The organism is Sphingomonas sp. Leaf339, assembly GCF_001426195.1.
GTDB lineage: Bacteria > Pseudomonadota > Alphaproteobacteria > Sphingomonadales > Sphingomonadaceae > Sphingomonas.
The window spans coordinates 258,557-274,731 of record NZ_LMRS01000023.1 but is presented as its reverse complement, the minus strand read 5'-3'; the positions used below and the strand labels follow the sequence as shown (position 1 = coordinate 274,731).

Genomic DNA, 16,175 nt, shown 5'->3' with positions numbered 1-16,175 from the left:
CAAACCCACTATAGGGCAGATGGTTTCGCGGCAAGATCACAAACTTTCACATGTGTTGCGCAAGGGACACACTCTGCGGGCGCGCCGGACCGTGCAAACGCCGCCACGGATCGAAATTCGGGCGGCTCTCAAACCGGAAAGCCACCGGTACTGCTCAAGGCAATTTCGCTGTAAGCGATCCGCATCATCGCCTTTTCAGACACTTTATCAGTATCTTGGCGCAGATCTTGAGCACGATTTCACCAAATCTGGCGAGGTGACGGTTGCCGCAACCGCCCGATTTTGGCCAGCGAAACGGTCGCAAGACCCACCAGGAGAACCACAAGGTGTCATCGATCATCAATTTGTCGATCGATCGTTGATCCCGCTGCCCGCGTCCGGCGCCGCACCGCATTCAGTCTGCGAGAACGATCGTCGCGGGCAGCGAATCCAGCCAGGTTCCGCGCTGGCTTACGGCCGCTGTCAGACCAGCCGCCATCGGCAACGCCAATCGGGGTTCGACCGTCTCGACCTCACGCACGCCGTTCGCATCGGTCAGCGTGACGCGATAACGTTCGGCCTCCTCGCCCAGCGGCGGAACGACACCATCGGACAGGTTCCAGCCGATCCGGCTCCGCCGCGTCCAGCGCAGCATGCCGCCATCGCCCGGTTCCCATCGCAGATCGACCGGCGACGGCGGCCGCAGCGACGCACCCGTCACCACGCACCGTGCCTCCGCCGGCTGGTCGTCACCGGCGCCCGACGCCATCACCCGCACCGTCCGCCCGATCGCCGTCAGCGGCAGGTCGATGACGCGCGACGCGTCCGCCGTCAGAAGCGCAAAGCCATCGCCTACCTGCAGCGGTGACGCCTCTGTTCCACGCCGCCCCCGCAACAAACCGGAAAGCCGCCAGCGAGCATCGCCCAACGGCGCTGCCCGTCCGAACTGAATAAGCTCTGCCCCCGCCATCGCCAGATTAGCGCCTTGGGCGAACGCCGCATCATCGGCATCGATCAGCATCATGTCGTTCCGCGCCAGTCGGACGATCAGCGTCGCAACGTCGTCCGGCACCGCATCCGGTACCGATTCGACGATGCCGACGATCCCCGGCGTCGCGGTACTCCCCGCCTCGACCCAGCTGACGCCGTCATCGATGCTCCACAACAATGCCGCCCGCCGCCAGCCGGCCCCCTGCCCGGACGCCACCACCGTCAATCGCGGCTTGGTGAGCAAGCTATCATCCAGCACGGGCGTCTCGGCCAACCGCAGGATCGTCGCCCCCAACACATCGTCCGGCGAGCGTGCGACCCGGCCGCTGGTCACCGCCGTCGTCGCCATCGTTGCCGCCGCCACCGGGGCCAGCGTCAGACGAACTGCCATCGCCTCGACCCCCGCCTCCAGCACGCGCCAGCGCCCCACCTCGCCGGCGATCGTCACGATCTCGCCAGGCCGCCGCGCCAACCCGGCAAAACCCAGCGTCACGGTGCGACGAACCCGGTCCGCCTCCCGCCGTGCGAGCATCGTCGTCGCCAGCGTCATCGCGGCACCGGCATCGATCACCGCCGGCATCTCGACCCGTTCGTCACGGTGCCCCGCCCCCGGCCGCACCGCCCGCTGGACACCCGCCTGATAATCGCGCGCCGGATCGTAATGGCCGATCGACAGTGTTCGCGGCACACCCTCGACCGCCGCGATCGACCGCGATCGCGCCGCACCCTTCAGCCCCGTCGGCATGACTCCGGCGTCGGTAATTTCTGTCGCGACATCGGTTCCGCGCCGCAACCGCACGCCATCGGCATCCGCTACCCACCGGCCATCGGCCAGCGCGCCGATCGTCGCCAACACCCCCTGCACGCTGCCACTCGCGGCAAAGCCCGGCACCGGCACCCTACCACCGATTGCATTCGGCGCCATGGCCCGCGCGATCGACCCGGTCGTCACCGGAATCGCATCGGCCATCACCTCTATAGTCAGCGACGGGATGCGATTGCCGAACTCCGCCAGTGGCAGATCCTCCCACACCATATAGGCGCAGCCGCGATAGGCCGGCGGCGTCGCCTCCGCGCTGGCGATCAGCGGATCGACCGGCTGGTCCTCGCCCCCGCGATGGACACGCAGCATGGCCTTCACCTTCAGGTCGCCCGCCGCGCCCCGGATCAGCCGGCCGTCCGCCCAGATCCGCCCGATCCCCGCAATTGCCCGCGCCGACAACAGCACCGCGAACGACGCCGCATAGCTATAGCCATTGACCGCCGGCTGCCCCTTGCCACCACCCGACCGTTCGCGCGTCTCCTTCAGGTCGGCCGCCCAGATCACCGTCCCCGCCACCCGGATCGTGCCGAACAATTGCGGGATCGGCGTGCCATAGGACGACGTCTGCACCGCCAGTTCGGTCAGCCGTGGCCCCTCGCGCGCCTTGCCCAGCCATTGCCGGTCGGCCAGATTGCCCAGCAGCCCGCCGATCGCACCCCCGATCGGCCCGCCCACCGCCGTTCCCAGCGCCGTCAGCACCAGTGTCGCCATCGCTCATCCCCCTGAAAGTCGCCACGCCCCGATCACCGGCCAGGGCGGTTCACCCGGCCGCTCCACCACCCGGCCCAGTCCGGCATCGGCATGGACCAGCCCGTCACCCGTCCAGATCGCCAGATGCAGCTGTCCCGGCCCCGCCTGCAGCAACAGCAGGTCGCCCGCCGCCCGCCCGGCCACCCGCCGCAACCGCTCGTCCAGCAGGCTCGCCACCCGATCAGGCCGCCCGCCGCGCAGGCCATATCCCGTCGGCACCGCCTGCAGATCGAGCGCCATCGCCACCAGCCCGACGCAATCCACGCCGTCCATTCCGCGGCCGTGCAGCCGAAACCGCAAGCCCATCATTTCCCGCGCCGCCGCGACGACCGCGCTCATCCGCCCGGCCACCGGGTCAACAGGTCGATCCCCGGCAGATGCGGCTCGCCCCGAAAGTTCGCTGCATTGCCGAACCGCCGCGCACAGGTCGCCAGCGTCCGGTCGCATCCCTCGACCAGTTCCACGAGATCGCCCGCCGTCACCGCGAACACCGGCGGCGCGCGCAGCGTCATCTGCACCCCCGCCGAAATCGCGATGGCGCTCTCCAACCCGCCATTCGCGCCACCGAACCAGCGCAGCAGCCCGCCGCCATAGGCATCGGCGACCGGCTCCCCCCGATCCAGCGTCAGCACCGCGTCCTCCACCGACACCACCCGCGCGAACCGCCGCCGCCCCGCCATCGCCACCCGGCACCGCCGATCGCCCAGTTCCGCCCGGCACGTCGGCGACGTATCCTCCACCGCCGGCCGGTCGAACCCGGCACCCGGTCCCGCCAGTTCGGCCGAGAAGCGCCCATCCGCCATCTCGACCGCCCCGATCGTCCCCTCGCCCAGTTCGACGCGCCCGCCGGCCCCCATCTGGTCGGCGGCCCAGTCCACCGCGAACAACTGCACCCGCGCCCCGTCCCAGCGCCCGGCCAGCAGATCGCGCTCGCCGATCGCCGCGCTGGCCAGCCCGCCGGCGACCTCCATCGTGTCCGCCTCCAGCCCCACCTGCCGCCTGATCGCCGAGGGCACCATGCCCGGTGCCGCCCGGTGGATCAGGCCGTCGATCGTCAGATCGCGGTCATGCGCGGTCAGCCCGATCGCCACCCCGTCGCGCCGCTCGATCCGCAAGCAGAGCGCGATCGTCGCCACCTCGCCGTCCAGCCAGCTCATGGAAACGCCTCACGCACTTCGATCAGCGGTACGGACGTCGCCATGCCAGCCAGAAACGTCGCCCGGCTCACCGCCAGCCGGTCCTCGGCAAATCGCACCGGCACGTCGAACCGGAATCCCGCCCACACCACCGCCCCCGCCGCCGGCGGCGTGTCCAGCACCACCCAGCCGCCAGCCTCGATCGCGAACGGCGCAGCAACGCCGCCGACCTGCACCGTCACGCTGCCCGCCTCCGGCCGCGTGATCCGCCGCACCGTCTCGCCATAATGCTTCACCAGCGCGAACCGCCGGACGGTCCCGTCACCCACGCCGATCCGCTCGTCCGCCGCCTGCCAGTCGAACGGATCGCGCAACCGGAACCCCCGCGCCGGTCCCATCCGCGCGCGGAAGAACCCCAGCAGCGCCGCGATATCCGCCTCCGATCGCAGGCCCGGCCCGACATCATACGAACACCGCGCCTCCGCCCAGGCAACATTGCGCTGTTCGGCCCCGCCCGCCGCCGTCACGATCTGGGTCGAAAAAGCCGGCACCACCTCCGCCTCGCGGCCCAGCGCCAGCGGAAACGCCACATCGTCGAACGCCTGCATATCGTCCCCCCCCTGTTCGGTATCGAAATGCACGAAGCCGTCGCGCATCACCTGCGGCAGCGCCCACAAGACGGTCGCGGCGACGCCCCGCGCCCGCGCGACCGCCGCCGCCGTATCGATCGCCGCCCACTGCCCCGACTGGTCCGGGCTGAGTACGAAGCCCGACAGATAATGCTGACGCGCCGCTGGATAACCCAGCCGCGCCTCCGCCGCCGCGACGCCCCGCGCGGTCGACACCGCATCGCCCGTCGCCGCCCAGTCGTAATCCTCCAGCTGCAACACATCGAAGGCGGGGCTCGCCCATCCCACCGGCATGTTCGCCCGCTTCGCCTCCGGCGCCAGCGGATCGAGCACCGTCGGCAGATAGGTCAGCAGATGGCTGACACATCCCGGTGCCGCCGCTTTCGCTGCCGCCACCAGCGCCGCCGTCGATGCCGCCAGATATGCCCCCGCCCGGTCCAGCGTGTCGCGCTGCGCCTGCGTCGTCACCGCCCGCATGCTGTCGATCGGCACCGGCGCAAACGCCGCCACCGCTGCCGTATCGTACAGGCACGGCCGCTGACGCTCGGGCTGAACCCACCACCACGGCTCACCGACCTGGAACTTCGGCGCCAGCCCCGCCGCCACCGCGATTGCCATGAATGCCGCCGCGACGCTGCGCAGATACGCCATCGCCTCGCCATGCGCCGGACTGAGCAACGTCGAGGGCGGTTCCCACCCGGTCAACGCCGGCGACCCGTCCGCCGCCCGCTGCTTCCACCCTTCCGGGCAATGCGCATCGAATAATTCGTAACTTAGCGACCAGATCACGCCATAATCCAGCGCCCGTGCCCGCTCGGCGAAATCGCGATGCCACGTCGCGCACGCCGCGTTCAGCACACCGCCTGTCACGCCGGCCTGAAAGCCGCCGCCCACCCGGTCGAGCCGGAAATAATGGCTCATCCCGACATAATGGACGATCGCCCCGCGATACCCCAGATGCAGCGCGTTGCGCAGCAGCCGTGCCGGCGTCAGGTTATAACTGTCGTCATATCCGCTCGCGATGCCCAGCCCATGCGGCGGCACCACCGCCTCGCCGATCGCCAGCACCGATCCCGGCCCCTCGCACACCATGCCGCTCAGGTCCGCCCAGCTACCGACCGGCGTGTCCAGCGCCACATCCGCCCCGGAATATCCGCGCGGCACCAGCGACACGAACATCCGGTCGATATCGCCCGCCCAGACCGGATCAGCCTCGCCGGGATGCAGGAACCCGCCCGCGACGCTGGCAAAGTCGATCGACACCACCGCATCCTCCGGCGTGCCGACCGCATAGTTCCACAGCCGGACATACCAGGCCCGCGCCTGCCCCGCCGCATCACGCCCCTCGATCGTCAGCACCGGGCCGTTGACCGCGTCCAGCGACATCACCCCGCCCGAACGCCACCGGAACTGCAAGCGACAGTCGCGGAAATCGCGTGCCGTCTCGTACCGCAGCAGCGGATGGTCGATCCGGTCCTCCGCCTCCCAGATCAGCCCCGCCAGATCGTTTGCCTTGTGAAACACGCAATCGACGCGCAGCCCGTCGGGCGCGGTCGTCACCACCGATGCCATCATCGGTCGCGGAAAATTCACCGTCCAGAACCGCGGATCGAACCGCGACACCGTACCGGCCACCTGCACGGTCCGCGACCGCGCCAGCCAATGCCCCATGCTTTCCTCCCTCACCCCTCGGCCAGCGCCGCCCGCACCGCACGCGCCACCTGCCGGCTCGACTGCATCAGCGCCCCCGACGCCTCGCCCGTCCCGGCATTCACGGTGATCGCCACCCGCACTTCCCGCGTCCCCGCAGCGGTCGCCATCGGCTCGATCCGCCCCCCGGCGGTCGGCACGAACAGCTCCGGCCCGCGCTCGCCGACCGTATAGGGCCGCCCCGCCACCACCGGCCCGCCCGTCGCCCGCCCCGGCGCCCCCAACAGCCCCGCCAGCGCCGATCCCAGACCGCCGCCACTCCCGAACAGCGCCTGCACACCCCCACGCAGCGCTGCCCCGGCAATGTCGTCCAGCGCCCTCAGCGCCACGCTGCGCAGTTCGTCGAAGCCCAGCTTGCCGCCGCGCACCGCCCGCAACAGCGATCCCTCGATCAGCCGCCCCGCCCGGTCCGCGCCCTCGCCCAGCCCGTTGCCCAGTTCGCTGCGCATCTGCGCCACGTCGCGCGCGAAGCCCGTCGTGTCCGCGCGCACCGCGATCATCATCCGGTCGATCTCGTCATCCATCCGGAAACGCCTCCCTCAATCGCGCGATCGTGGCGCCGTCGGGCGGGCTCGCCGTCTCCCCCGTCAGCGCCGCGACCACCGCCCCCAGTTCCGCCGGCGTCGCTGCCCAAAAGGCATCGGGCGACCAGCCCAGTACCGCCCCCGCAAAGCCCGCCAGCCGCGCCGCGCCCTCGCCGAACATCATCGCCCCGCCAGTATCTGCCCCAGCAGCACGCGCAGCACCGGCGTTGCCGCCGCCAGCCCGCCGGCCGCCACGGCGTCGCCCATCACCTCGCGCGTCAGCCAGTCCGGCCGCCCGGCGACGCAGTGCCAGAACAACGCCACCGTCTCACCTAATCCCAGCCGCCCCTCCGCCGCCCGGTCGACCAGCGCGAACAGCGGCCCCAGTTCCCCCTCCGCTGCGACCAGCGCCGCAAACGAAGGCCGCAGCACCACCGCCTCGCCGTTCACCCGCAACGCCGCCTCGCCGCGCGCCACATTGGCGGTCATGCCGCCACCACCTGACCGGAGCTTTCCAGGCTCAGCGTGTACGAACGCTCGCCATTGAAATCGCCGGCATAGTCCAGCCGCGTGACCAGGAACCGCCCGGTCATCGTCTCGCCGCCCTCGAAACTCAGCCGATAATCGTCGAGCACCCCCGACAGCGCACTCGTCTTCAGCCGCGTCTCCGCCGCCGATCCGGTGAACACGCCGGCACCCGACACGCTGACCGACCGCACACCGGCGCCCGACAGCAATTGCCGCCAGCCGCCGGAATCCTTGTTGGTCACGACCACCGCCTCGCCGTTGATCGACAACTGCGTCGTGCGCAGCCCTGCCATCGTCGCGAACGCCGGGTTCGCCTGGCCATCGCCCACCTTCAGCAGAAAGGCGCTTCCCTTCTCGATCATCGTTCCGTCTCCCCATCCTGTCGCCACATCGTCAGCTGGAACTCCGCCGATCCCGTCCACCGATCGCCGCCGCCCGACCCCACCAGCCGGCTGCGCACCAGCCGCATCCGGCCCAGCCGCCAGCCATCGCCGATCGCCGCCGGCATCGTCGCCAGCCCCCGCTCCACCGCATCGACCAGCCCGCGCAGCCGCACCGGCCGCTCGCCGGCATCCGCCAGCGTCACCGTCAGCCGCCCCTCCACGCCGCGCCACCCCTGCGCGCCCGTCGCCGCCAGCACCGGTTCCTCGACCAGCACATATGGCAGTCCCGCCCGCACCGGCGGCGCATCGAACACCGTCACGCCCTGCAACCTCGGCAAGGCGCGCACCCGCGCCACGACCGCCGCCATCAGCACGTCCCGCGCGCTCACGCCCCGATCCCCATCACCCGGTATGGCCGCCACAGCGCCGAAATCGCGGCCGGCGGCGGCAGGCCGTCCGTCCCCCGGTTCTCCCACAGATGCACCGTCAGCAGTACGACGCCATGCGCGACCGGCGCCGGCATTCCGCCCCATTTGTCCGCGATCCCCACGACATAGCGCACCGTCGCCCGCGTCCCCGCTGGCAACCGCACGCGCCCCCGCCCGGCCATGATGTCGATCGCATACGCGTCGTCCGGCACCCCCTCGACCGCGACGATCACGCCCACCGGCCGCTCGCCCAGCCGCTGCCAGTCGCCCGTCCCCACCAGCACCTGTGTGAATTCGCGCGCCACCAGCCGCTGCCCGCAGAACGCCTCGCCCATCTCCAGCGCCGTGCGCGCGAGCCGGGTCATCAGCATGTCCTCGCCCGATCCCTCCAGACGCAGCATCGCCTTCGCCGCCGCGACCGCTTCCGCGATCACGGCCGGCGCCACCGTTCCGTTCATGCCCATCTCCCCCAACCCCTCCGCCGTCGCCGGCGGAGGGGAGGCCACCATCAGTTGGCGGCGAACTTCATGAGCTTGATCGCCTCGGCATTGGCGACGCAGCCGCCGATCCGCTTGGTCGCGTAGAAGCTGACGAACGGCTTGTTCGAATACGGATCGCGCAGGATCGCGGTCTCGCTGCGTTCCGCGATCAAATATCCGGCGCGGAAATTGCCGAACGCCACCGACAGCGATCCGCCGGCGATATCCGGCATGTCCTCGGCCTCCACGACGGGATAGCCCAGCAGCGTCGCCGGCTGCCCCGCGCTCAGCGAAGGCTGCCACACGAACGCGCCGTCGCTCGTCTTGAACTTGCGGATGCGCGCCAGCGTCCCCGCGTTCATCACGAAACACGCCCCCTGCCGGTATGGCGTGCGCAGCGACTGGACCAGATCGATCAGCCGCTCCTGCGGGTTGGCCGCGAAGTCGCCCGCCGCCCCGCTCGCCAGATACTGGATCGTACCGAACGCGCGGGTCGCATCGCCCGTCGTCGCTACCGGCTGCATCAGGAAACCCTTCGGCTGGTTCACCCCCGATCCCGATACGAACGCCGCCCCCTCGGCCCGCGCGAATTCGTTGGCGATCTCGCCCGCCAGCCATTCCTCGACGTCGAACGCCGCATCGTCCAGCATCGCCTGACTGGCGCTGGGGTTGGCATATAGCTCACCCGTGGGCGGAGCGATCTCCTGGAACACCGGGCTGGCCGTCCCCGGACGTCCCGCCGTCTCCGCCGCCCAGCCCGACGGCGTACCGCCCGTCGTCACCAGCTTGCGATAACCGGCCGATCCCACCTTCACCACGTTGGCGATCTGCCGGATCGGCGACACCGCCGTCAGCGCCCGGTCGATCACCGCATCGATCTCGCGCGGCACGGCATAGCCGCCCGCATCGCCGCTCACCCCCGTGAACGCCTTCATCTCGATCGTCGCGCCGGTCCGCACGAAGCCCGCGAACCCGGCATCCTTGTCCATTACACGCGCGCCATCCAGCGCCGGCCGTTCGACCACGTTCATGCCATTCTCCCTTGTTGAACCTTCAGAAAATCCGCGACACTCGCGCCAGCGCCTGCATCGGCACCGCGACCAGGCTCACCTCGACCAGCGTCACGCGCAGCAATTCGCGCCGCGCCCCCTGCCGAACCGACACCGCGCGATACCCGACCGACAGCCCCGCCACCGCGCCGCTCACCACCAGCGCCGCCATCACCGGATCATCGACCGACGCGACGAGGTGCAGCCCGTGCGCGTCCTCGGCGATCGTCTCGATCCGGCCGACCGCCGCGCCGCGATGCCCCCACAACAGCGGCACCGGCACGACGTCGCCGAACGCGCCCCGGCGCATCACGTCGCCCGCCCGGTCCACCCGGTCGAACACCGCGGCATAGCCCTCGAAGCGGATCACTTGAGCCACTCCTCGAACCCCAGCCGCATCGCGATGCCCGCCAGCAGCAGCGCCAGCACCAGCCTCACGAGCCACTGGAACACCGCCCGCCACGCCGACTTCTTGGCGTCACGCCACGCCGCCAGCAGCTCGCGCAGTTCCGCCAGATCGCGCGGCGCCCGCTCGTCGGCCAAACCTAGCCGCGTCAGCGCCCGCGTCGCGCCCAGCTCGCCCGCCTCCTCGGCGATCGCGCGCAACGTCGCGATATCGATACCTTCGCGAGACCCCTGCGCCATCAGTTGCGCCAGCACCGCGCCGGTCACGACGACGTCTCCGTCGCCAGCCCCAACAGCGCACGCTTTTCGTCGCCGGTCAGGAAATCCGCCGCCGCCACCGATCGCCAAACCCGCTCGCGGTCCTCCGCCAGCGCCGGCACCCGGTCCATGTCGATGCCCAACCGCGCATCGGGGAACCAACCGGCCAGTCCCTGCGCCAATCCCCCCAGCACCAGTTCCGCCATCGGCAGCACCGCCAGCCGCCACAGCGCCCGGTTCGCCTCGGCATAATTGGCGTGGGTGGAATCCCCCGCCAGCCCCAGCAGCATTGGCGGTACGCCGAATGCCAGCGCGATCTCCCGCGCCGCCGCCGCCTTCGTGCCGGCAAAGTCCATGTCGGCCGGCGACAGGCTCATCGCCTGCCACTTCAGCCCACCTTCCAACAGCATCGGCCGACCGGCATTGCCCGCCCCGGCAAAGGCATCCATCTCCGCCCGCAACCGGTCATATTGATCCGGCGCCAGCGCCGATCCGTCGCCCGGATCGTACACCAGCGCGCCCGACGGCCGCGCCGCATTGTCGAGCAGCGACTTGCCCCAACGCGACGCTGCATTGTGGATCGCCACCGCCCCCGCCGCCGCGCCCAGGCACCCCATGCCGTAATGATCGTCGAGCGGATTGAACCGCTTCAGGTGAATCACATGCGGTTGCACCGGATCGGCCGACAACCGCACCACGCGTTCGCCGACGCGATACCGGTAGGCGGCGGGCCAGCCACCCGCATCCGTCTCCACCGCCACCCGTTCGGGGCGCAACGCGTACAGCTCCGCCGCGCCGCCCTCCGCATCGCGCAGCACCTGCACATACGCATTGCCATGCAACAGCAGTTGCGCCGCCACCGTCTCCAGCAACGCCTGCCCACCCGATCGCGCCGCGACCAGCGCCACCAGCGCCGGGTCCGATCCGGTCAGCGGCGCCGCCCCCACGCCCTCCGCCACCAGCTTCACCGCCCGCTGCGCCACCGCATTACCCGCATAGGCATCGCGCAACTGCGCTTCGTAACTGCGCGGCCATTCGCCCATGATCGGCACGCCCGACCGCGACACGGACGCCGACAACGCCGGACGCGACTCATCGCGCCCGGTCCTTCGACCGAACAATTTCATGATCGTCCCCTTTGTTTTATCGTGGTGGGCGCCGGCTAAAGCCCGCGCACCCCCGCCTCGCTTTTACGCCCCAGCATCAGGGTCGCGGTCGCCCACACCAGCGCATCGGCGCGATCCGGCGATCGTCCCGGCCCCGCATAACCATGCGGCGTCAGCCCACACAGCTCGTCCTCCAGCGCCGGAAAGCGCCCCACATGCCACACCCGCCCCCGCTCATAGAGCAGCGACACCGGCTCGGCCCGCGCGCCCTTCCCTTCGACGGCATGGACCAGTTTCAGCGGCATCGTGTCGTTCTGCGCCCGCAGCACGCTCTCCACCATCGCGCCGCCCTGGTTCTTCTCCGCCACCACCCGGTCCGCACCATGCCGCGCGGCGCATTCCGCCACGGCACGCGCCCAGCCCTCGGGCGTCAGTCCCCGGACGCTGGCGTCCTCCAGCACATACGCATGGCCATCCCGCCCCAGCGCCGCCGCGACGATCCCGCACGCATCACCCTGCGTCCCCGCCGGCGGATCGACACCCACCACCACGCGCGTTAGCGGGGGAGCCTGCCCGACCCGCTGTCGCTCGATCAGCGCGCGCGACCACAGCGCCTCCGCGACATCCTCGATCAGTTCGCCGTCCAGTTCCTGCCGGCCGAAGCGCGTTCCGGCATACCGTTCCTCGACCGTCGCAATATACGCCGCCGCCAGATGCGGATTGTCATAGGTGCCACCGCGCGTTTCCAGCACGCCGCGGATCGCCATCACCCGCCGCATCAGGTTGTTCGGCTGCGGCGTCGTTGTCACCACCACCTGCGGCCGCTCCCCCAGCCGCAGGCCCAGCATCAGATTGTCCCACGTCGCCTCGCCGTACCGCCACTTGGCCACTTCGTCGCACCACGCCGCATGGTGTTCCGGCCCACGCAGCTTCTCCGGCGCCTCCGCCGAATACACGAACGCCTTCGCGCCCGAGGAAAAGGTGAACTCGCCGATCCCGCTGCGCCATTCATATCCCTCGCCATGTCGGCACAGCGCGATCAGGCCGCTCGGTCCCTCCACCATTACGGCGCGCACCTCGTCCACCGTGCCGCCGACCAGTGCGATCCGCGCCTTGCCGTCGGCGCGGGCGAGCGCGCTCACCCATTCCGCTCCCGCCCGCGTCTTGCCGAACCCGCGCCCCGCCCGGATCAGCCACAATGACCAGTCGTCGCGGCCCGGCAATTGCCCGTCATGCGCCCAGGTCGGCCAATGCTCGTCCAGCGTGCGCAATTCGCCATGCGACAACATCCTGAGCGTCCGCAGCCATTCCACCCGCGGATGCGCCGCCAGCCGCGCCATCAGCGACTTCAGGTCGCCGCCGCTCATGCCGATTTCGCCCTGCGATCCAGTGCATCAAGCTTGCGGATCAGCGTCGCCTCGACCTCTTCGATCGGCACCTGCCGGGTGCTCGCCGCCTTCGCGCCCCGCCCCTGCGCCGCCCGTCGCGCCAGCACGTCCAGCGCCAGCTTGCGGTCGATCGCATTGTCGTCGGCCGATCCCATCGCCGCCGCCAGCAACAGCGCCTCCAGCCGCGCATAGCCCTCGTCCAGCGCCGCTTCCCACGCCGCCGCGAAGCCGGCATCGCGCTGCCGCAACCGGTAACAGGCCCGCGCCTCCACCCCCGTCTCGCGCGCCGCCCGTGCCACGTTCGCCGTCGCCGCCAGCACTTCCAGAAACCGCTGCCGCCGCACGGCATTCAGCGTCCTCTCCCCAACCTCAGCCATGATCCGCCCCCCGGCTCATCCGAACGTCGTCGGGCCGGCGGCAACCGGAGCATCCGCCCCGACCACCCCGGCCCGTTCGACTATTCTTCGATGTTCCCGGTATGTACCCAAACAGCGTCGCGCTGTCAAGCACAATGTACCGATATGGTTAAATGAAATCACCTGCCGCGATCAGGTCGCACGCCTCGCCGATTGCCGCATACACCCGGTCCAGATCGTCATCGCCGATGCAGTATGGCGGCATCACATACACCGTATCCCCCAACGGCCGTAGCAACAGATCCCGCTCGCCAAAGAAACGCAGCAACAACGGTCCCAGCGCCGACAGATACCCGTCCCGCCCGCCGATCTCCAACGCCGCAATCGTCCCGATCCGCCGCACGCCCGACACCGCCGGATGCCCCGCCAGCGCCGCCAGCCGTGTTGCCTGTCGCGCGCCCAGATCGGCCACCCGCGCCAGTACCGGTTCCTCGCGCCAGATCGCCAGATTCGCCACCGCCGCCGCGCAGGCCAGCGGATTGGCGGTGTAGCTGGACGAGTGGAAGAACATCGTCGCCCGGTCGCGACTGTAATGCGCGTCCCACACCGCCTCGCTCGCCATCGTCACCGCCAGCGGCACCGCGCCCCCGGTGAGCCCCTTGGACAGACACAGGATATCCGGGACGATCCCCGCCTGCTCCCCCGCCAGCAGCGTCCCCGTCCGCCCCCAACCGGTCATCACCTCGTCGCTGATGAACAGCACGCCCGCGCTGGCACAGATCGCCCGCATCTCGCGCAACACCCATGCCGGATAGATCAGCATCCCGCCTGCCCCCAGCACCAGCGGCTCGACGATGAACGCCGCCGCCTCGCCACCCGCGCACGCCCGCATCAGCGCGTCCAGCGTCGCCTGCTCTTGCCCAGCGACGGGAAACGGCACCGTCTCCACATCGAACAACAGCGGCGAATACGCCCGGTTGAACACGCCCCGCGCCCCCACCGACATCGCGCCGATCGTATCGCCGTGATAGCCATGCTCCATCACCAAGATGCGATGTCGGGCATTGGGCCGCGCCTCACCCCGCGCCAGCCAGTATCCCAGCGCCATCTTCAGCGCGACCTCGACCGCCGTCGATCCCGAATCGGAATAGAATATCCGCGTCAGGCTTTCCGGCATGATCGCGCGCAGCCCCCGCGCCAGTTCCTCCGCCGGTTCATGCGTCCACCCGGCAAAGATGATCTGGTCCAGCCGCTCGGCCTGCTCCCGCAGCGCCGCCACGATCCGCGGATGCCGATGCCCATGCGTCGTCACCCACCAGGACGAGATCGCATCCACGATCCGCCGCCCGTCCGCCGTATGCAGCACCGCCCCCTCGGCACGCGTCACCAGCGGGATCGCCTCGCCCAGCCCGTGCTGCGTGAACGGATGCCACACCGACGATCCCGTCATCGAAAATCCTCCACATCGAACCCGGTCGCGAACGCCGCTGCGAGCGTCCCGGCATCCAGCGGATCGAGCTTCGGCAACCGCCCCAACCGCTTCACCCCCCCAACGCCCGCGATCGTCGCCTCGCTATCCTCCACCGCCTCCCCCACGAACGCCACGCCCAGCACCGGCACGCCGCGCGCCCGCAACGCCTCGATCGACAACAGGCTGTGGTTGATCGTCCCCAGCCCGGTCCGCGCCACCAGCACCACCGGCCGCCCCCAGCGCGCGAACAGGTCGGCAAACAGCAGCTCCCGCGTCACCGGCACCAGCACCCCACCCGCGCCCTCCACCACCAGCGGCCCGTCCACCACCGGCAACGCCAGCCGCGCCGGATCGATCTTCACCCCGTCGATCTCCGCTGCCCGGTGCGGCGAACACGGCGTCCGCAACCGGTACGCTTCGGGCAGGCACCGCGCCGCCGGCACCCCCAGCCGAGTCACCCCGGCGACATCACCGCCCTCATCCGTGCCCGCCTGCACCGGCTTCCAGTAATGCGCGCCCAGCGCCATCGTCAGCGCAGCGGCGAACACCGTCTTGCCGATGTCGGTATCGGTCCCCGTGACCACGATCGTCATCGCCGCATCTCCCGCAACACATCGCCCAGCGCCCGCACGTCATCCGCCCCGACATTCAGCGTCAGCGAGATTCGCAACCGCGCCGCCCCAGCCGCCACCGTCGGCGGCCGTATCCCGCGCAGATCATATCCCGCCGCCTGCACCGCCGCCGCGATCCGCATCGTCTCGCCATCCTCGCCGATCACCAGCGGCAATATCTGCGATCCCGTCACCGTGACCCCACACGGCGCCAGCACCTCCCCGGCCACCGCGATCAGCGCCGCCAGCCGCGCCCGCCGCTCCGGCTCGTCCGCCAAAATCCGCAGCGCCTCGCCCACCGCCACCGCCATCAACGGCGACGGCGCGGTCGAAAAGATGAAGCCCCGCGCCCGGTTGACCAGAAAGTCCCGCACCACCGCCGGCCCGCACACCAGCGCGCCCTCGACGCCGAGCGCCTTCCCGCAGGTATGCAGCGAGATCACATTCTCGCGCCCCTCCAGTGCCGCCGCCAGCCCCCGCCCGCCCGGTCCCCAGACCCCCGTCGCATGCGCCTCGTCGATTAGCAGCATCGCTCCATGCCGCGCCGCCACTACCGCCAGCTCCCCCAGCGGCGCCCGGTCGCCATCCATCGAATACAGGCTCTCCACCGCGATCCACGGCGTCCCTGTGCCACCCCCGGCTCTCCAGGCGGCAATGGCCTCCTCGAACGCCCCCGCCTCGTTATGCGCCGCCGCCACGCAGGTCGCCCGCCCCAGCCGCATCCCCTCATGCGCGCTGGCGTGGATCAGCGCGTCATGGACCACCAGATCGCCCCGCTGCGGCAACGTCGCCAGCAACGCCGCATTCGCCGCAAACCCACTGCCGAAAAACAGCGCCGCCTCGACGCCGAAGAACCGCGCCGCCTCGTCCTCCAGCCGCTCATGCTCGACGTCGTTCCCGCGCAACAGCCGCGATCCGCCGGAGCCCACCGCCACGCCCCTCGCCACCGCGTCGGCGACCGCCGCCGCCAGCCGCGGCGAGGTCGACAGCCCCAGATAATCGTTCGACGAGAAATCCACCCCCCGCCGCGGCGCCAGCGATCGCCGCCGTCCCATGGCGGCCAACTGGTCCAGATCATGTCGATGGGCGGCAAGATGGGTCATGTCCGCGCTGTAGGACGCGTTCGACGCCCGCGAAACTCCCCGATCCTCACCCTCGCACCCGCAGCATAA

At 70.4% G+C, this 16,175-nt stretch carries 19 protein-coding genes; all 19 read right to left on the bottom strand.

Annotated features, from left to right (window positions below):
- Nucleotides 1-394 precede the first annotated feature (394 nt).
- The 19 genes from ASG67_RS11570 to ASG67_RS11480 all read right to left on the bottom strand — a co-directional run bounded on the left by ASG67_RS11570 (nucleotide 395) and on the right by ASG67_RS11480 (nucleotide 16,106).
- Entirely contained in the window at nucleotides 395-2,503 is a 2,109-nt protein-coding gene (locus ASG67_RS11570) for a phage tail protein (protein ID WP_056530057.1), read from the bottom strand.
- A gap of 3 nt (nucleotides 2,504-2,506) precedes the next feature.
- Entirely contained in the window at nucleotides 2,507-2,881 is a 375-nt protein-coding gene (locus tag ASG67_RS11565) for a hypothetical protein (protein ID WP_056530054.1), read from the bottom strand.
- Nucleotides 2,878-3,699, bottom strand: coding sequence for a DUF2163 domain-containing protein (locus ASG67_RS11560; RefSeq protein WP_056530050.1), 822 nt, complete (start codon nucleotides 3,697-3,699; stop codon nucleotides 2,878-2,880). The genes ASG67_RS11565 and ASG67_RS11560 overlap by 4 nt, the downstream gene beginning before the upstream one ends.
- The gene (locus tag ASG67_RS11555; protein WP_056530047.1) at nucleotides 3,696-5,978 is read right to left on the bottom strand and encodes a DUF2460 domain-containing protein; all 2,283 of its coding nucleotides are present in this window, start codon (nucleotides 5,976-5,978) and stop codon (nucleotides 3,696-3,698) included. The genes ASG67_RS11560 and ASG67_RS11555 overlap by 4 nt, the downstream gene beginning before the upstream one ends.
- Before the next feature lie 11 nt (nucleotides 5,979-5,989).
- The gene (locus tag ASG67_RS11550; protein ID WP_056530044.1) at nucleotides 5,990-6,541 is read right to left on the bottom strand and encodes a hypothetical protein; all 552 of its coding nucleotides are present in this window, start codon (nucleotides 6,539-6,541) and stop codon (nucleotides 5,990-5,992) included.
- Nucleotides 6,534-6,725: a phage tail assembly chaperone gene (locus tag ASG67_RS11545; protein ID WP_056530041.1), complete on the bottom strand. Its 192-nt coding sequence runs from the start codon at nucleotides 6,723-6,725 to the stop codon at nucleotides 6,534-6,536. The genes ASG67_RS11550 and ASG67_RS11545 overlap by 8 nt, the downstream gene beginning before the upstream one ends.
- Entirely contained in the window at nucleotides 6,722-7,030 is a 309-nt protein-coding gene (locus tag ASG67_RS11540) for a gene transfer agent family protein (protein WP_056530038.1), read from the bottom strand. The genes ASG67_RS11545 and ASG67_RS11540 overlap by 4 nt, the downstream gene beginning before the upstream one ends.
- Nucleotides 7,027-7,431, bottom strand: a complete 405-nt coding sequence (locus tag ASG67_RS11535; RefSeq protein WP_056530035.1) for a phage major tail protein, TP901-1 family — start codon at nucleotides 7,429-7,431, stop codon at nucleotides 7,027-7,029. The genes ASG67_RS11540 and ASG67_RS11535 overlap by 4 nt, the downstream gene beginning before the upstream one ends.
- Nucleotides 7,428-7,841 carry a tail completion protein gp17 gene (gene gp17, locus ASG67_RS11530; protein WP_056530033.1) on the bottom strand — a complete coding sequence of 138 codons (414 nt, stop codon included), beginning with the start codon at nucleotides 7,839-7,841 and terminating at the stop codon, nucleotides 7,428-7,430. Before gp17 ends, ASG67_RS11535 begins: the two co-directional genes overlap by 4 nt.
- On the bottom strand, nucleotides 7,838-8,338 hold the full coding sequence (locus tag ASG67_RS11525; RefSeq protein WP_056530579.1) for a head-tail connector protein: 501 nt from the start codon (nucleotides 8,336-8,338) through the stop codon (nucleotides 7,838-7,840). Before ASG67_RS11525 ends, gp17 begins: the two co-directional genes overlap by 4 nt.
- 50 nt (nucleotides 8,339-8,388) lie before the next feature.
- Nucleotides 8,389-9,390 carry a phage major capsid protein gene (locus ASG67_RS11520; RefSeq protein WP_056530030.1) on the bottom strand — a complete coding sequence of 334 codons (1,002 nt, stop codon included), beginning with the start codon at nucleotides 9,388-9,390 and terminating at the stop codon, nucleotides 8,389-8,391.
- Nucleotides 9,391-9,412: 22 nt separating this feature from the next.
- Nucleotides 9,413-9,775: an HK97 family phage prohead protease gene (locus ASG67_RS11515; RefSeq protein WP_056530576.1), complete on the bottom strand. Its 363-nt coding sequence runs from the start codon at nucleotides 9,773-9,775 to the stop codon at nucleotides 9,413-9,415.
- Nucleotides 9,775-10,080: a DUF6127 family protein gene (locus ASG67_RS11510; protein ID WP_235535168.1), complete on the bottom strand. Its 306-nt coding sequence runs from the start codon at nucleotides 10,078-10,080 to the stop codon at nucleotides 9,775-9,777. Before ASG67_RS11510 ends, ASG67_RS11515 begins: the two co-directional genes overlap by 1 nt.
- Complete coding sequence (locus ASG67_RS11505; RefSeq protein ID WP_056530027.1) at nucleotides 10,077-11,198, bottom strand: phage portal protein; 1,122 nt, start codon at nucleotides 11,196-11,198, stop codon at nucleotides 10,077-10,079. The genes ASG67_RS11510 and ASG67_RS11505 overlap by 4 nt, the downstream gene beginning before the upstream one ends.
- Nucleotides 11,199-11,233: 35 nt before the next feature.
- Complete coding sequence (locus tag ASG67_RS11500) at nucleotides 11,234-12,544, bottom strand: DNA-packaging protein (protein WP_056530024.1); 1,311 nt, start codon at nucleotides 12,542-12,544, stop codon at nucleotides 11,234-11,236.
- Complete coding sequence (locus ASG67_RS11495; protein WP_056530023.1) at nucleotides 12,541-12,942, bottom strand: hypothetical protein; 402 nt, start codon at nucleotides 12,940-12,942, stop codon at nucleotides 12,541-12,543. Before ASG67_RS11495 ends, ASG67_RS11500 begins: the two co-directional genes overlap by 4 nt.
- 148 nt (nucleotides 12,943-13,090) lie before the next feature.
- Nucleotides 13,091-14,371 carry an adenosylmethionine--8-amino-7-oxononanoate transaminase gene (locus tag ASG67_RS11490; RefSeq protein ID WP_056530020.1) on the bottom strand — a complete coding sequence of 427 codons (1,281 nt, stop codon included), beginning with the start codon at nucleotides 14,369-14,371 and terminating at the stop codon, nucleotides 13,091-13,093.
- On the bottom strand, nucleotides 14,368-14,985 hold the full coding sequence (gene bioD / locus ASG67_RS11485; protein ID WP_056530016.1) for a dethiobiotin synthase: 618 nt from the start codon (nucleotides 14,983-14,985) through the stop codon (nucleotides 14,368-14,370). Before bioD ends, ASG67_RS11490 begins: the two co-directional genes overlap by 4 nt.
- A complete protein-coding gene (locus ASG67_RS11480) occupies nucleotides 14,982-16,106 on the bottom strand; it encodes an 8-amino-7-oxononanoate synthase (protein WP_056530013.1) in 1,125 nt (374 codons plus the stop codon). Before ASG67_RS11480 ends, bioD begins: the two co-directional genes overlap by 4 nt.
- Nucleotides 16,107-16,175 lie beyond the last annotated feature (69 nt).

Bases quoted from the DNA above. Each gene is read 5' to 3' on its own strand.
- ASG67_RS11505 (WP_056530027.1), bottom strand. From the start codon at position 11,198: ATGAAATTGTTCGGTCGAAGGACCGGGCGCGATGAGTCGCGTCCGGCG.
- bioD (WP_056530016.1), bottom strand. From the start codon at position 14,985: ATGACGATCGTGGTCACGGGGACCGATACCGACATCGGCAAGACGGTG.
- ASG67_RS11565 (WP_056530054.1), bottom strand. From the start codon at position 2,881: ATGAGCGCGGTCGTCGCGGCGGCGCGGGAAATGATGGGCTTGCGGTTT.
- ASG67_RS11550 (WP_056530044.1), bottom strand. From the start codon at position 6,541: ATGGATGACGAGATCGACCGGATGATGATCGCGGTGCGCGCGGACACG.
- ASG67_RS11490 (WP_056530020.1), bottom strand. From the start codon at position 14,371: ATGACGGGATCGTCGGTGTGGCATCCGTTCACGCAGCACGGGCTGGGC.
- ASG67_RS11570 (WP_056530057.1), bottom strand. From the start codon at position 2,503: ATGGCGACACTGGTGCTGACGGCGCTGGGAACGGCGGTGGGCGGGCCG.
- ASG67_RS11525 (WP_056530579.1), bottom strand. From the start codon at position 8,338: ATGAACGGAACGGTGGCGCCGGCCGTGATCGCGGAAGCGGTCGCGGCG.
- ASG67_RS11560 (WP_056530050.1), bottom strand. From the start codon at position 3,699: ATGAGCTGGCTGGACGGCGAGGTGGCGACGATCGCGCTCTGCTTGCGG.
- ASG67_RS11540 (WP_056530038.1), bottom strand. From the start codon at position 7,030: ATGACCGCCAATGTGGCGCGCGGCGAGGCGGCGTTGCGGGTGAACGGC.
- ASG67_RS11535 (WP_056530035.1), bottom strand. From the start codon at position 7,431: ATGATCGAGAAGGGAAGCGCCTTTCTGCTGAAGGTGGGCGATGGCCAG.
- ASG67_RS11545 (WP_056530041.1), bottom strand. From the start codon at position 6,725: ATGATGTTCGGCGAGGGCGCGGCGCGGCTGGCGGGCTTTGCGGGGGCG.
- ASG67_RS11495 (WP_056530023.1), bottom strand. From the start codon at position 12,942: ATGGCTGAGGTTGGGGAGAGGACGCTGAATGCCGTGCGGCGGCAGCGG.
- ASG67_RS11500 (WP_056530024.1), bottom strand. From the start codon at position 12,544: ATGAGCGGCGGCGACCTGAAGTCGCTGATGGCGCGGCTGGCGGCGCAT.
- ASG67_RS11520 (WP_056530030.1), bottom strand. From the start codon at position 9,390: ATGAACGTGGTCGAACGGCCGGCGCTGGATGGCGCGCGTGTAATGGAC.
- ASG67_RS11555 (WP_056530047.1), bottom strand. From the start codon at position 5,978: ATGGGGCATTGGCTGGCGCGGTCGCGGACCGTGCAGGTGGCCGGTACG.
- ASG67_RS11480 (WP_056530013.1), bottom strand. From the start codon at position 16,106: ATGACCCATCTTGCCGCCCATCGACATGATCTGGACCAGTTGGCCGCC.